Origin of the sequence: Pedobacter sp. MC2016-15, assembly GCF_026239695.1 — a bacterium.
Taxonomy (GTDB): domain Bacteria; phylum Bacteroidota; class Bacteroidia; order Sphingobacteriales; family Sphingobacteriaceae; genus Pedobacter.
Genome location: NZ_JAPIVS010000006.1, coordinates 214,143 through 229,473 on the forward strand (window position 1 = coordinate 214,143; position 15,331 = coordinate 229,473).

The 15,331-nt window shown below is 43.3% G+C and carries 9 protein-coding genes; 4 read left to right on the forward strand and 5 right to left on the reverse strand.

Annotated elements, in window-relative coordinates; genetic code table 11:
* Positions 1–11: 11 nt before the first annotated feature.
* From lepB to OQY15_RS18145, 4 genes are all read right to left on the reverse strand, one after another.
* Positions 12–1,121 carry a signal peptidase I gene (gene lepB / locus OQY15_RS18130; RefSeq protein ID WP_265793327.1) on the reverse strand — a complete coding sequence of 370 codons (1,110 nt, stop codon included), beginning with the start codon at positions 1,119–1,121 and terminating at the stop codon, positions 12–14.
* A gap of 53 nt (positions 1,122–1,174) precedes the next feature.
* Positions 1,175–2,029: an endonuclease/exonuclease/phosphatase family protein gene (locus tag OQY15_RS18135; RefSeq protein WP_265793328.1), complete on the reverse strand. Its 855-nt coding sequence runs from the start codon at positions 2,027–2,029 to the stop codon at positions 1,175–1,177.
* Positions 2,030–2,125: 96 nt separating this feature from the next.
* A complete protein-coding gene (locus OQY15_RS18140; RefSeq protein WP_265793329.1) occupies positions 2,126–4,504 on the reverse strand; it encodes an ABC transporter permease in 2,379 nt (792 codons plus the stop codon).
* 192 nt (positions 4,505–4,696) lie between these two features.
* Positions 4,697–6,064 (reverse strand): AAA family ATPase, encoded by a 1,368-nt coding sequence (locus OQY15_RS18145; RefSeq protein WP_265793330.1) that lies wholly within the window; start codon positions 6,062–6,064, stop codon positions 4,697–4,699.
* Between the two features lie 227 nt (positions 6,065–6,291).
* Here OQY15_RS18145 and OQY15_RS18150 point away from each other — a divergent pair, with 227 nt between their 5' ends.
* Entirely contained in the window at positions 6,292–6,993 is a 702-nt protein-coding gene (locus tag OQY15_RS18150) for an SDR family oxidoreductase (RefSeq protein ID WP_265793331.1), read from the forward strand.
* A 78-nt stretch (positions 6,994–7,071) separates the two neighbouring features.
* Here OQY15_RS18150 and OQY15_RS18155 read toward each other — a convergent pair whose 3' ends face one another.
* Positions 7,072–7,620: a hypothetical protein gene (locus OQY15_RS18155; protein WP_265793333.1), complete on the reverse strand. Its 549-nt coding sequence runs from the start codon at positions 7,618–7,620 to the stop codon at positions 7,072–7,074.
* A 119-nt stretch (positions 7,621–7,739) separates the two neighbouring features.
* Here OQY15_RS18155 and OQY15_RS18160 point away from each other — a divergent pair, with 119 nt between their 5' ends.
* The 3 genes from OQY15_RS18160 (at position 7,740) to OQY15_RS18170 (ending at position 15,331) form a co-directional block, all read left to right on the forward strand.
* On the forward strand, positions 7,740–10,913 hold the full coding sequence (locus tag OQY15_RS18160; protein ID WP_265793334.1) for a two-component regulator propeller domain-containing protein: 3,174 nt from the start codon (positions 7,740–7,742) through the stop codon (positions 10,911–10,913).
* The gene (locus OQY15_RS18165; protein WP_265793335.1) at positions 10,895–11,734 is read left to right on the forward strand and encodes a DNA-binding response regulator; all 840 of its coding nucleotides are present in this window, start codon (positions 10,895–10,897) and stop codon (positions 11,732–11,734) included. Before OQY15_RS18160 ends, OQY15_RS18165 begins: the two co-directional genes overlap by 19 nt.
* A gap of 417 nt (positions 11,735–12,151) precedes the next feature.
* Positions 12,152–15,331 carry a TonB-dependent receptor gene (locus OQY15_RS18170; protein WP_265793336.1) on the forward strand — a complete coding sequence of 1,060 codons (3,180 nt, stop codon included), beginning with the start codon at positions 12,152–12,154 and terminating at the stop codon, positions 15,329–15,331.

The window sequence follows — 15,331 nt, forward strand, 5'->3', positions numbered from 1 at the left end:
TCAGACAAAAATTAGTTGATAGGCTTCATTATGCGGTTCCACCTTATTTTATGCAGGAGGTTCTCTGCAGAATCGATACTGAACCAGGTAACCACTGCCTTGCCGATCACATGATCTTCGGGAACATAACCCCAGAAGCGGGAATCAAGAGAGTTGTGGCGGTTATCTCCCATCATCCAGTAGTAGTTTTGTTGAAATGTGTAGGTATCAGCTTTTTTGCCGTTGATCAGGATATGCTTATCCTTGATCTCTACCTGATTGTTTTCGTACAACTCGATTGCCCTGCGGTACACAATTAATGATGACTCATTCAGCGTGATAGTCATGCCCTTCTTCGGTAAAGTCAGCGGCCCGAAATTGTCCATATTCCAGGCGAACTTTTCGTGATGAGGAAAGATCTGTGCATCATAATGCCCTGCGGGGTCAATCACCGGATTTACCTTCCTGATGAAAGCATAGGCCCTGAATTCTGCGAGGCTGGCTGCTGGAATGATCATCGTATACGTACTCAGGTCATCCTGACCGATGATCTCAATTCCGAGATCCTTAAATACATCCGGGTTGATCGTATTGCCATCAGTGATAACGGTATAGGAAGTCTGTGCTTTCTCTCCGTTTGGGGACGCCTTGCCATTGATCATTACCTGCCCGTTCACAATGGTCAGCACATCGCCGGGAGTAGCCACACAGCGCTTGATCAGGTTTGTTCTAACGTCTATCGCTCTGTTGTAGGAAGGGTCTGCTTCCTCAGGTTTGTTAAACACTACGATATCGTTCTTCTGAATAACGGATAGTCCCGGTAAGCGGAAGTAAGGCAGTTTGATCCCGTCCCAGTATGTTTTGACCTGACTTTCGGTAATGGTGGATTCCAAAAATGGAATTTGAACAGGCGTAATTGGCATCCTTGCGCCATAGCTCATTTTGCTGACAAACAGATGGTCACCTGTAAGGAGTGTACCTTCCATTGAACCCGAAGGGATGGCATAGGCCGAGAAAGTAAGGCCGCGGATGAGGGTAGATGCAACCAGTGCAAATACGAGGGCATTCAACCATTCGCGTTTCTTCGACTGCTTTGGTTGAATGCCATCTGTTTTCTTTTTGAAGGGAAGGTTTAGTTTCATGTCAAATAGTTTTAGTTATTCATTTGACAATGAACCGAAAAGGATGTTACAAACTATTTCCCTTTTTGGGCTGCCACCACCATCACAGGGAAGTGATCTGAAGGATAGCGGCCACGGAAACTATTGGTCAGCACTCCGTAACGGCGTACTGTAAATTGGTTACTGAAAAATATGTGGTCAATTCTTCCGGTATCTGCTGTCGGCGTAGCGATCTTGAAAGCATTGAAGGTTCCGTTATCACTAAGTTTTACTGCAGCAGTCTGATAGGCATCTTTGAGCAGTCCGGAGTTATTAAACAGGTGGTAGCTTTCATTGTCCTGCGTCACGTTGAAATCGCCTGTCAGCACCAGCGGAGCAGCACCGGCAATCTCCTTCATCATCCGCATGATCAGCTTTGCACTTTCACGTCTGGCTTCCAGTCCGCGGTGATCAAAATGCGTGTTAAAGTGATAGAATTTGAAGCCAGTTTTTTTGTCTTCAAAACTCGCCCAGGTGCAGATTCTTGGCAATGCCGCATCCCAGCCTTTATTAGGGTGGTTAACGTCAGTAGGCGATAGCCAGAAGGTGCCGCTTTTGATGAGTTTTAACCTGTCTTTTTTAAAGAATATTGCCGAAAACTCTCCGGCTTCTTTTCCGTCATCTCTGCCGATACCTACGTGGTCGTAACCTTTCAGTTCCGAAAGGTCTTTTACCTGACCCGCCAGGGCTTCCTGAACTCCAAAAAGGTCGAAATCATAGAAACGTACCATATTGAGCAGGCTTTCTTTTCTGTTGGGCCATGCATCCAGTGAATCTCCCGGATTGTTGTACCGGATATTATACGTAGCGATGTTTAAATCCTGGGCCAGTACGCCCATGCTTCCTGTAAATAACATGATCATTAAGATCAGCAATGCTTTGTGTTTCATTTAATATACTTTTTAATAGAATTCTGTTTTATCCGGCGATAAAAATAACAGCTTCCAGGTTAAGTATACGTTAACAAAATGAATTTCCCGCAATTATTATTCGTATTTCAATGCATCTACGGGATTTGCCCTGGCTACTTTGAACGACTGCAGGCTTACCGTCAGCAATGCGATGATCAATGACATCAGCCCCGCAAGGAGGAAGGGCCAGATGCCCATATCTATCCTGTAATCATACTTCTGCAACCACTTGCCGGCTAAGATATAAGCTACCGGAAATGCGATCAGGTTAGCAATCAGAACTAGCTTAATAAAATCCTTATTCAGTAATACCAGAATGCTTTTCAAATCTGCGCCCAGCACTTTCCTGATACTGATTTCTTTCTGGCGCTGCTCCGCCATATACAATGCCAGTCCGAGTAAACCCAGGCAGGATATAAAGATGCAGAAGCCCCCGAATAGGTTGGAAAGCGTGCTCAATATTCTTTCACTTTTCAACTTCAGCTCCATCGACTGATCGATAAATTCCAGTTCTGCAGGATAAGATGGGTTTAGACGCTGACTGATTTCTTTGACTTTGCTCACAGATTGGTTCAAAGGCAAGTTTGGATTGAGCCTGATCATCAGCTGCGAAACCAGTCGTAAATTGTAATAGAAGATAGTCGGCAGGGATTTTGCACCCGCATTGCCATTGGCATAATCTTCTATCACCCCTACAATGGTTAAGGGCGGATTACCTACCCAGCTGATTACTGTTCCAACTGGATTTTTAAGTCCCATTCTTTTTACTGCAGCCTCATTCAGGATCACATTCGTGGAAGTATCTGCTGGGAAGAGTGTGGAGAAATCTCGGCCCTGCACCATTTTGGCACCTACAGTTTTGGCAAAATCATAACCCGTACTGCGACACTCAAAAAGTGCATTATCATTGACATCCTTGCCAGGCCAGCTGATATCGCTGGTATTGTTAGACATGGTGGTAAAATTACCTGCATATTCGCTCGCCAGGACTACTGCCCCCGACTTCTTCAGTTCATTCTTGAGCAGTTCCACTTTTACAGGCTCTTTGAAATTGCCCTCCATGGCAAGTCCCAACAGGTTGTTCTGCTCAAAGCCCAGGGGCTTATTTTTGATATACTGCATCTGCGTGTAGATGACCAGCGCACAGATAATCATGCAGATAGACAGACTAAATTGTATGACAACAAGTGATTTGCGAATAGACAATCCACCTCCCGCAGTCCCTTTAAATCCTTTCAGAACTTTTACAGGCGTAAATGAAGACAGGTACAGTGCAGGGTAGCTGCCGGCAAGTACTCCTGTGAGCAGGATCAGGGAGATCAGCACCGCCCAGAAAGTATAGGAACTGTAGTCGATACGAATAGCCGTGTCCAGCAGGGCATTGAATTGCGGGAGCAGCAGTTCCAGTAAGGCAAAAGAGATCAGCATTGAAATTGTTGACAACAACAGAGATTCCAGGATAAACTGCCCCATGAGTGCCCATCTGGATGAACCTAAAGCTTTCCTCACGCCCACCTCTCTGGCCCGTTTCTCAGAGCGCGCCGTAGAAAGGTTCATATAGTTGATGCTGGCGATCAGCAATACACAAAAAGCAAGGAAGGCGAAAAGGTTAACACGGTCGATTTTACCCCCTGTCAGTTTGCCGTTCTCAAACTCGTCATACAGGTGGTGTTTTTTAAAGGGAAACAAAAATGCTTCGAGCTTTGTGCCGGCATCATGTCTCCTGATCAGTTTGCGTAATGCAGCATCTGTGGCGGCAAAATTTGCATTTGGTTTCAGTTCAAAGAGCGTCATGCAGGAAATCGCCCCCCACTCAAATGTTTTTTCTTCAGGAAACACATAGTTCTCATAGAAGGACCATGTCTGGATACCTTCAAACTGAAAGGTTTGATTTTTAGGCGGGTCGGTGATGACTGCAGTGACCTTTACCCATAAGCGGTTATCCCATTTGAGGCTTTTTCCTACAGGATTTTGATCTCCGAAGAATTTTTTAGCTGCACTTTCAGTCAGTATCAGTGAATAGGGGTCATTCATCGAAGTGCTGATGTCGCCGCTTTTCACCTTATAGTCGAACATTTTTGTGAAGGAAGGATCTGCAGTAATGATGTTTAGCCTATATTTGTTATTGTCATGACTAAAAAGGCGATACATACCGTAATTGCTAATGCGGCAGGCAGCTTCAACTCCAGGCAGCTCCTGCAATCCCGCAGCAGCTAATTTATTAGGCGTGTAAGGATCAGTGTGTATACCTCCGTCAATATCATGGTTAAGCTGTGCCACATAAATGCGGTCGATTGCTTTGTACTGCTGATCGTAACTGTATTCGTAATTCACATATAACAATAACAACAAACAGGAAGTGAGACCAAGGGCGAGCCCACCGATATTGATCACTGAAAATCCTTTGTGTTTTTTGAGGTTCCTGAGCGCTATTTTGAAGTTGATGAAAAACATACGTTGTGATTTGCCGGTATGTTTACGAATGGCGTGCCAGTCTGAAATATCGGTTTTAAAGCATCAATATAGCTACTTTCATTTGATATCTGTTCATTACCGGTCAGTTGACGTTCGTTAATGCACAATATAAGTAAGCTTTAATAGCAGTGATTTTAATTTGTTATCCTGCCATAGTCTTAAAACAGCTGATTAGAGTTCAGACGAATAGAGATTTGTGTTGATCATCCAATCCAGATAAATTTCGATTCTTGAAGTTAAGTAAAAAGGAAGATTAAGAAGTGTATAATCTTTTCCCTTCAGAGTAGTAAGTCGATCGACTTTGAGTGGTCCGCCATAAATACGTACACCGATACTATGTTCTGCTTCATCTATAAATGAATGTAACGATTTTAATGTACCTGTTGCACCTGCTTTTACTTCCACAGGAATAATCATGCTATTGTATAAAATCACAAAATCAACCTCTGCCGTTGACGATTTTTTTTCCCTGACCCAGAAATGCAATTCGTTCAACACATTATACTTAGCTGCCAGTAATTCCTGTGCAACAATATGTTCTGCAATTTTACCTTTGTAGACGTGGTCTATGTCCTTTGTAAGTATTAACTCCTTTTGCAAACCCGCAAAAAAATTCAGCATCCCCGTATCAAGTACTTGCAGACGCGGAGATTTTTTAATATCAGGAAGCAGGGGAACATTAGTATTGGTGGTAGGATAAAGTAATTGAATAATCATCACTTTTTGAAGCGTCTGCATGGCTGCACTGACTTCACGTGAGCCATAGCCGGAGTTACCAAAGCCCTGGAACTTTATACGATTGCCAGCTTCAAGAAAACTGGCACGAATGATATGCCTGATAATCTGAATTGAATTATCATTACGTCCATATTTTTCTACGTCTTCAATATAAGAATAAATCAAAGACTGATAAATATCACTTAAGGCTTGTAGATTTTTATTTTCAACATAGTGCCTTATCACTTCCGGCATTCCTCCTATGAGTGTATATGTGTGGAAAAGAGATAGAAGCTTTTGATGAGTAAATTCTTTAATAGGTGTTTCCAATAATGCTATGGCAGCCTGGTCTTCTTGAGAAGCAAGTAAAAACTCATGAAAAGATACAGGTCTCAGGATTTTATACTCTACCCTTCCGACGGGAATTTTGGTTTGCCCATTGATGGCAGTCTCCAGCAAAGAACCAGCTCCGACCACATGAAGATCCGGTATTTTCTCATAAAAGTAACGTAACATATTCAAGGCTCCTGGCCTATCCTGAATTTCATCGATAAATAGCAGCGTATTCTTTAACAGACTTATATCTTTATTAAAAATGAAGAATATTTGTTCTGTTAGTCTTTCTACATTGCCATAATTACTGAAATCTAATGATTGATCAGCCTGCTCAAGATTCAGGTAGATGTATTGCTGGTAGTGTTTGGAAAACATGTTTATCACTGTAGTCTTTCCAACTTGTCTGGCCCCTCTTAATAATAAAGGTTTACGCCCGGAGCTCTCCTTCCACGCAATTAGCTCATTAATAATATCTCTATGAAACATAGACCTTATTTTTGTTACATATACAGGGTAAATGTATAAAGAAATTGTCACATTTACAGGGTAATTTTTATTCAATTTCGTCACATTTACAGGGTGTCTTATTTTACTCATCCTCCAGACGCCTCTGAGAATCTTTGAAATTCATAACGTAACCTTTGCTATTCAAAAAACTCATGAGCCCATTCTGATGCAACTTTGATATATCAAAAAACAAAAAATTATAGCATATGAAAACTCAGAAAACATGGTTCATCACCGGCGCCTCCAGAGGCTTTGGACTTGAAATTACGAAAGCAGTACTGGCAAGCGGAGATCAAATCATAGCCAGCGTTCGCAGTAATCCCGAAGCATTCGCCGCACAATTTTCAAATGATAAAAACCTGTATGCAGTATCACTTGATATTACCAATGAGCATCAGGCCAGGGCTGTTGTGCAACAAGCTATAGATCATTTCGAAAAGATCGATGTGCTGGTGAACAATGCAGGTTACGGCATCATCGGTGCAGTAGAAGAAACAAGCGATGCAGAAGCGAAACAAAACTTTGAGGTAAACGTCTTCGGAACACTGAATGTGATCCGTGCCGTATTACCTTTTATGCGCAAGGAGCGCTCGGGTCATATTATCAACATCTCTTCTGTCGGCGGTCTTTTTGGATATGTAGGCTGGGGCATCTACGGATCAAGCAAATTCGCCATTGAAGGAATTACCGAATCCCTGGCGCAGGAGCTTGCACCACTGGGCATTTTTGCAACAGTCGTGGCTCCGGGATTTTTCAGAACTGGCTTTCTGGATAAAGGCTCCCTGACCAGCACCGCAACAGTGATCGAAGATTATGCACGTGTTCTTCTTAAAGAAAAAATCAAAATTAGGCTGTTCGGAAAAGCCTATGCTGTAGCTGTTATCCTGCAGGCTCCAGTCTGTTTGTAACAGGAGAGTTTTGGTTTCAACTCTCGTTTTATCAAACCACCCAAATTTACAAAAAGTAATTACATGAAAGTGATGTATTTAGCCTAACAAACCCTTCCTGAGATCAGTCAGTTCTGTGATGAGGCTTTCTTTGATTTTATCGAAATAATAATCTGCCTGGTTATGTACGTAGTCATAGAATTTGGACTTATCATTTTTTGAGAGGTCACCAAGTTCAAAGGTCGCATCAAGTACTGCTTTCTGCAATTCCAGACTATCATTGCTTTCCTGAACATCTGCAATAACGGTATCCAGGATCATCAGCCTGTCTTTCCTATGGGCATCAGCATTGAAAATAAAAGAAAACAAGTATTCTGCGTAAGTACGCACAGCATCCAGGACAGCTTCATTGCGGCGCATAGCTTTCTTCACTGCCGCAGCAACCTTAACTTTAGTATCATTTTTCTCTTCGCCCGCTGTATCATCCTGTGAGACAAGGCTGTTGTGATAACTTTTCAGTTCCTCAACATCATTGAACAACAGGCTGATACCGCTTTCCGTTTCTTCGGTATATGGAGCTGCTTTGAAACCAGCATTGAAGTCTGTAAGGTGTACACCTTCTATTTCTATAATTATATCTTTTATCATGTTTTCGCTTTAGGAGGTGTAAATGTATGGATAGATGACGAGTTAATGCAGATAATATCGCTTTATCATGAAGAAGTATAGAATTTTCACGACCGCTAATCGATATATTTGAAATGAACATGCTCCATCCAAATAGATATATCCTGTTATCATTTTTCTTCTTCCTTACAGGGATATGTTTTGCTCAACCTTACTATTTCAGGCATTACCAGGTAGAAAGCGGATTGTCAAACAACGCCGTTTTCGCCACGGCCCAGGATAAACAGGGGTTCATGTGGTTTGGAACTAAAGACGGATTAAACAGATTTGACGGATATCAGTTCAAAACTTACCGGCATGATGCCGATAACGATGGCAGTATCGGAAACGACCTCATTTATGCTTTACACTATGACCAGTCCAGCCGGTTGTGGGTAGGTACAAACCGCGGGGTTTACCTGTATATGCCGCGTACTGAAAAACTCAGGCTCGTTAAAGGCACAGAAAAACTAAGAATCAACGACATTGCACATGACAGGGATGGCAATCTCTGGATCATATCGCTAAAGAAAATATATGTGTATGATCCGCATAGCGATACGATTACACAGCTGAAAAGAACTTTTGATGCCACATCAGTCTCGATGATGCTGGATGGAAGCATCTGGATCAGCACGATGCAGGGTACAATAGAGCAGTTTGATCCCCGGAGTAAAACATTCCGTTCCACCTTTGTAATGAACAAGGCCAATCCGAAGGATATCAGCTGGGTAACCCGCATCCTTGATATGGGTAATGGCGAGTTTCTGATCGGCACTGCCAATCAGGGATTCAAACGCTTTAACCGCTCTGCCGGAACTACCACTGAGATACTGACCTTCAATCCTGATCAGACTGCTATTTATGTGCGTGATATGATCCGTACCAGCAAGGGAGAATATTGGATTGCCACTGAAACCGGAATCTATATTTACGCTGCTCAGGGTATCGTACAACTGAAAAATCAGCACGGTGACGGCTATTCACTGTCCAATAATGCCATCTATTCCTTGCTGGAGGACAGCGAGAAGGGCATCTGGGCAGGCACCTATTTCGGTGGGGCAAATTACTGTACCAACCGCTATGCCGTATTCACGAAATACTTCCCCCAAAAGGGAGTTAATTCCATCAGTGGCAATGATGTAAGGGAAATCTGCAAAGATGGAAAAGGCAGATTGTGGATCGGTACAGAAGATGCGGGGCTAAATATGCTGGATCCTCAAACGGGTCATTTCGAGAATTTCTTTCCTGACGGCAAGGCAACGAGCATTTCTTACTCCAATATCCATGGCCTTCTGGTGGATGAAGACAAACTGTGGATCGGAACTTTTGAGCATGGACTGGATGTGATGGATTTAAAAACCAGGAAGGTCATCAAACACTACACAGCAGGAAAAGGCAATTCCCTGCGTGCAGGATTTATCGTCAGCTTCTGTAAGACCAGGAACGGAGATATTCTTGTTGCCACTATTGAAGGTCTGTACCGCTACAATCGTAAAAATGACGACTTCGAATTAGTCGGCGGTCTTCCCGTTATGTTTTACCAGTCAATTTATGAAGACAGCAGGGGGAACATCTGGGTTGCAAGTTTCAACAATGGACTTTTCTGCTTTAATCCCGCAAAAAACGGATATACCCAATATAAAAACGACCCGCGCCATTCCGGAAGCATTGGACATAACACGGTAAATGGTGTATTTGAGGATCACAAAGGAAAAATTTGGGTAACTACCGACGGCGGAGGGTTAAATCTGCTTGATGCAGATACAAAGACCTTCACAAGAATTACAATAAAAGATGGGCTTCCGAGTAATTTCCTATTTAAGATCATAGCGGACAACGACCATCTGCTTTGGATCACGAGTAGCCGCGGTCTCATCAGGTTTGATCCGGTATCGAAAACTCTCCGGGTTTTTTCTACTTCCAATGGATTACTCACCGACCAGTTTAATTACAACTCAGGGTTCAAGGATCTTTACGGAGATATCTATTTCGGTAGCGTAGAGGGTATGATCAGCTTTCATCCTGAACAATTTAAAGATTCAGTGACGCAACCAAAGCTCAAAATTACGGGCTTTCAAATCGATAACCAGGAGATTGGCATACACAGCGATTCTGTGCTCAGAGAATCTATCCTTTATACAAACCAATTGGTGCTCGACAATGATCAGTCAACCTTTAGCATCGACTTTGCCGCAGTTAGTTTTTTGTCGCCCGACATGACACAATATGCCTACAGAATGAAAGGCATCAGTGATGAATGGGTTCATTTGAAGACAAACAGAAAGGCCTACTTTACGCAGCTTGCTCCCGGAAAATATACTTTTGAAGTCAAGGGATTGGGCAATGGAAATCATACCTGGACAAAAAAGAATCCCATACTACAGATCACTGTACTACCACCTTTTTACAGGAGCAACCTCGCCTATCTGTTTTACGCAATCCTGCTTGGTATTGCCTGTTGGTTCTTGCTCAGGAGTTATCATTTGAGAATCGAAGACCGCAACAGAAAGCGGATGGAACAATTAGAATCAAAAAAAGAGAAGGAGATCTATCAGGCAAAGATTGAGTTTTTTACAAATATTGCCCATGAAATCCGTACCCCACTCACCCTGATTAAAGGACCAATGGAAGACATATCCAAAATGGCATCAGTAGATCCTTACCTGGATAAGAAGCTCAAAATAATGCAGCGTAATACCGACCGCATTTTTAACCTGACCAACCAGCTGCTGGATTTCCGTAAAACTGAAATTAATGGATATTCATTAAACTTTGTAAAAACAGATCTCTGTGAGATCCTGAATGAGATCTATGCGATCTTTCTCCCGGTAGCAGAAAAAAGAAATATATCTTATCATATCTTCTTACCCTCTGAAGCGTTCGAGGCCTACATTGATACAGAAGCCTTCTACAAAATTGTCAGTAACCTGATCGACAACGCGATAAAATATGGCGATAGCCTGATAGAGGTAAAACTATGGTCACCAAATGTATTATCCGGCAAAGCATTCATCACCATTACAAGCGACGGGAAGCCCATTACAGCTGATCTGCATGAAAAAATATTTGAGCCTTTCTTCAGGGCTACCGATTCGCAGATCCGTCAGGGCACCGGCATTGGATTATCATTATCAAAATCTCTTGCAGACTTACATGGGGGAAGTTTAGCTGTATCAAATGACCAGTCAGGCCGAAACGTCTTTTCCCTGGAACTGCCCGTCCATCAATCTATAGAATTTAATCTCAAAGGAAAATGGAAAAAAAAGCCATGAATGAACTGATCAAAGCACAGCCGGAAAATACTGGATTTGTCATCCTCATCGTAGATGATGAGGAAGATATCCTGGAGTACCTGGATGATATTTTAAGTGATAAATACAAAATACTGACAGCAAAAAATGGCATAGAGGCATTGAATATATTACGCCAGGAGATTATACAGCTCGTAATCTCGGATATCATGATGCCTGAGATGGATGGCTACCTCCTCTGCGACAGCATCAAATCCAATTTGGAGTACAGCCATATACCCGTAATCTTATTAACAGCCAAAACAGGTCTGCAAGCAACTATTCATGGACTCGAACAGGGCGCCGATGCTTATGTAGAAAAACCTTTTTCACCAGATTTTTTAAGGGTGCAGGTATCATCGCTGATTAAAAACCGCGATAAGATTAAAACTTATTTTGCCAGTTCGCCACTGATCCATATGAAAGCTATGGCCCATTCTAAAGGGGATGAAATATTTTTAGATAAACTCCAAAACCTGATCAACAGCAAGCTGGGCGATCCTGATCTGTGTGTGGATTTCCTTGCAGACCGGATGAACATGAGCAAACCTACCTTGTACCGCAAAATCAAGTCTATCTCCAATTTAAGTGCCATAGAACTCATCAATATCACACGTCTGAAAAAGGCAGCTGAACTTCTGAATGAAGGGATACTAAGAATATATGAGGTATCTGAACTGGTGGGCTTCAGTTCACACAAACATTTCGGCCGCAATTTTACCAAGCAATTTGGCATGTCGCCAAAGGAATACCTGCACAGCAGGCAATCTTCAACCGGTATGGCTGATCACCCCCCAAAATAGTTCAATTATTACCCATTTTCATTCAAGTTTATAGCGCTATTCAGACAGAAAATCTCATATTATGCGTTTTTAGGGCTTTAGAACAATTTTTTGAAAATCCTGCAAAAAACCATATCCCTTCACAGGCCTGTACCAGGCTATTGATCAGCACTTCATATTAATATATTTGGACAGAGAATAAATCATGATGACATTCCTGTCAGTGATTTCGACCCCTAAACCAAATATTAAACGTATGAAAACCCTGAGAATCTACGACAGCTAAACATTCGAAGCTTCCTGAGATTGGAGTGCCAGCCATTCCTGATCAAACCCCAGCAGCACCTCATCAGCTTATGGGAAGAAGTGTTTATTGTTCAAAAAAAGAATCTGATTATGCAATCAACTTTACATGTTAAACAAGTAAGGCGCAATGTAATGAAGCTATTCATTATGATGTTCGCCCTGATCTCTCTCACACCGGGCATTACAAATGCAAAAATAGCGCCCACTCTGAACTATTCTAAAAATCTGCATCTGCAAGCTACAGTCGTTACCGGTAAAGTGACAGATCTGCAGGGACAAGCTATTCCAGGTGTGAGTGTCCGAATCAAAAATTCCGCTACAGGAACCCTGACAGACAACAACGGTAACTATAAGATCACTGTACCCCAAGCTGGCTCCATACTGGTATTTAGTTATATAGGTTACCTGTCTCAGGAAAAACCTGTCAGCGGCGCAAGCCTGAACATCCAGCTCGCAGAGGAGCCCAACAGCCTTACAGAGGTGGTTGTAGTTGGCTATGGTAGCCAAAAACGTACTACAGTCACTGCAGCGATTTCTTCTGTACCTATGCAGGAATTAAAGGATATGCCGGTGAGTAACGTGGCAACTGCGCTGCAAGGTAAGATCGCAGGGGTAGTTGTACAACAGACCGGTGGCGCTCCGGGAAATACCCCTGCCATTAAAGTCAGGGGTCTGGGCTCTATCAGTGCCAATAACTCACCGCTTATTGTCCTGGATGGAAACATTGTAGATCCTTATGTATTCAGTTTACTCACTTCTGAAGAGATTGAACGTATAGATGTGCTTAAAGATGCGTCCTCGGCTGCAATTTATGGTTCAAAAGGCGCAAATGGCGTAATGCTGGTGACGACTAAAAAAGGTAAAAGCGGCAGGACAGTAATCAATGCCGATGTTTACGCAGGCTTTCAGCAGGTGACAAAAAAAATAGAACTCCTGAACAGCCAGCAGTTTGCTGAATTTGTCAAAGAAGCTTCGAACACGGCTTACCTGGATAACGTTCCGGGTGCTTCAGTGAATGACCCCAACTCAGTAAGGCCCAGCAACAACCTCCGGTACCGCTATCCCCGTGGTGATCTGTTCGACTGGTTTAACTTTGACGACCCTGCAAGAGTAGCCGCACTACCCTATTATGATTACCAGGACCTGATCTTCAGGGATGCACCAATGTCGAACTACCAGGTTACAGCCTCCGGCGGAACTGATAAAATCAGCTTTCTGACTACAGCAAATTATTTCAAACAGGATGGGGTAATCGACAATTCATCGCTGGACCGGTATTCTGTACGTGCCAATGTTGACATCAAGGCAACTGACCGCCTCAAACTGGGAATGAGCATCAACCCTTCCTACAAAGTGCTGAGAGAAGTACGGGCAAATGGTCACTGGGCAGATAACGGAATCATCAACAGTGCGCTTTCCGCAGCACCACTTGCACCTATCTATGCAGCAGATGGGAGCTATTCTTCACAGACAGCCCTTGCCGCCCCTTACAACTGGCCGGGGATTACCAACCCGGTGGCAAACATTACGGAATACCACAGTACTTTTACCACCACCAACTTACTCGCCAGTGCATATGTGAATTATGCTTTCCTGCCTGAGCTGAATTACCGTGCCTCTGGGAATGCGAACATCAACAGTAACCGAAGAAATTCTTTCAGGACATCAAAGATTCCTTTGAACCAGTTATTACCACCCAATGTGGCAACAGGACTGGCGTTCTCTGATCAGAATCTGTCATTACTGTTTAACCAGACACTAAATTATGACAAATCCTTTGCCGGGGGGCACGACTTTAATGTGCTGGCAGGTATGGAGGTCACCCGTTTCTCTATCGACAACAGTGAAGCAACGGGAAGTTCATATGCAAATGACCTGATAGAAACGCTTAACGGCAGTGTGAACGGTACTACCACTACTGCCACTTCCGGAAGGGCATTAAATACATCCATGTCTTATTTTAGCAGACTGGGTTATACATTTAAAAGCCGCTACCTGTTTAACATGTCTATTCGCTGGGATGGATCGTCCATATTTGCTCCTGACAGACGCTGGGGGGCATTCCCTGCAGCTTCAGTGGGATGGAGATTGTCTGAGGAGAGTTTCATGAAACAAATTCCAGCGATTACAGAAGCAAAACTCAGAGTAAGTTACGGTCTGTCTGGAAATAACTCCTTTCCAAACAATAACTTCTACCCTTATCTGGCTACATTGCGCTCTGAGAACTACTCTTTCAACAACGTGCTGTCAAATGGTCTCGCACCAGCATCACTTGCCAATTCATTGCTGGGATGGGAAAAGAGTGACCAGCTGGACCTGGGACTCGACCTGGGGATGCTGAACGACCGTATTTTTATCGTTGCAGATTACTACCGCCGGATCACCAAAGATTTATTGCTAAACGTCAATATTCCGAGTCTGACAGGCTTCACTACAGCCTGGAAAAATACCGGCAGAATGCAGAACGTGGGTATGGAGTTTGGCGTAAATACCAAAAACCTGACCGGCACCCTGAAATGGAACACCTCTTTTAACATCTCTTTCAATAAAAACAAAGTGCTGGCCCTTGGTCCAACAGGAGACAATATCCTGAGTGGAACCGGGGTAGGTGAAACCAATATTACCAAAATCGGAGAGCCTATAGGAAGTTTCTATGGCTACAAACAAATCGGTATTTTCAAGGATCAGAACGATGTAAACAGCTATCCTCATGATGCTACTTCCAGACCGGGTGATGCAAAATATGAGGATGTGAATGGGGATGGAAGACTCAATGCCCTCGACCGTACTCTGCTGGGTAACAACCAGCCTGATTTTATTTACAGCATGACCAATTCCATCAACTATGGTACTGTCGACTTCAGCATTGCCTTTCAGGGTTCACAGGGAGGCGAAATCCTGAACCTGAGCCGCCGTTTCTTCGAAAATCTCGAAGGTGGAGGCAACCAATACGCAACGGTGCTCAACCGCTGGCGCTCCCCTACTGATACGGGAGATGGCGTAACTCCAAGGGCAAATGCGAGGACCACGGGAAATAACAATGCTGTTTCCTCCCGATGGGTAGAGGATGGATCATATCTGAGGATTCAAAACATCAGCATTGGTTATAAATTCCCGAAAAAGATCCTGGATAAGATCAAGCTGCCCAATGCGAGGATCTATGCTTCCGGGCAAAACCTGGTAACCTGGACAAAGTACACGAACTACAATCCGGAGATCAGCAATTATGAGTCGGCACTCACCGGTGGCGTAGACTATGGTGGCTATCCATTGTCCCGTACCTTTATTCTGGGTTTGAATATTGGCTTTTAA

Coding starts and splice junctions, on each gene's coding strand:
- OQY15_RS18150 (WP_265793331.1), top strand. CDS start 6,292: ATGAAAACTCAGAAAACATGGTTCATCACCGGCGCCTCCAGAGGCTTT.
- OQY15_RS18155 (WP_265793333.1), bottom strand. CDS start 7,620: ATGATAAAAGATATAATTATAGAAATAGAAGGTGTACACCTTACAGAC.
- lepB (WP_265793327.1), bottom strand. CDS start 1,121: ATGAAACTAAACCTTCCCTTCAAAAAGAAAACAGATGGCATTCAACCA.
- OQY15_RS18170 (WP_265793336.1), top strand. CDS start 12,152: ATGAAGCTATTCATTATGATGTTCGCCCTGATCTCTCTCACACCGGGC.
- OQY15_RS18160 (WP_265793334.1), top strand. CDS start 7,740: ATGCTCCATCCAAATAGATATATCCTGTTATCATTTTTCTTCTTCCTT.
- OQY15_RS18140 (WP_265793329.1), bottom strand. CDS start 4,504: ATGTTTTTCATCAACTTCAAAATAGCGCTCAGGAACCTCAAAAAACAC.
- OQY15_RS18145 (WP_265793330.1), bottom strand. CDS start 6,064: ATGTTTCATAGAGATATTATTAATGAGCTAATTGCGTGGAAGGAGAGC.
- OQY15_RS18135 (WP_265793328.1), bottom strand. CDS start 2,029: ATGAAACACAAAGCATTGCTGATCTTAATGATCATGTTATTTACAGGA.
- OQY15_RS18165 (WP_265793335.1), top strand. CDS start 10,895: ATGGAAAAAAAAGCCATGAATGAACTGATCAAAGCACAGCCGGAAAAT.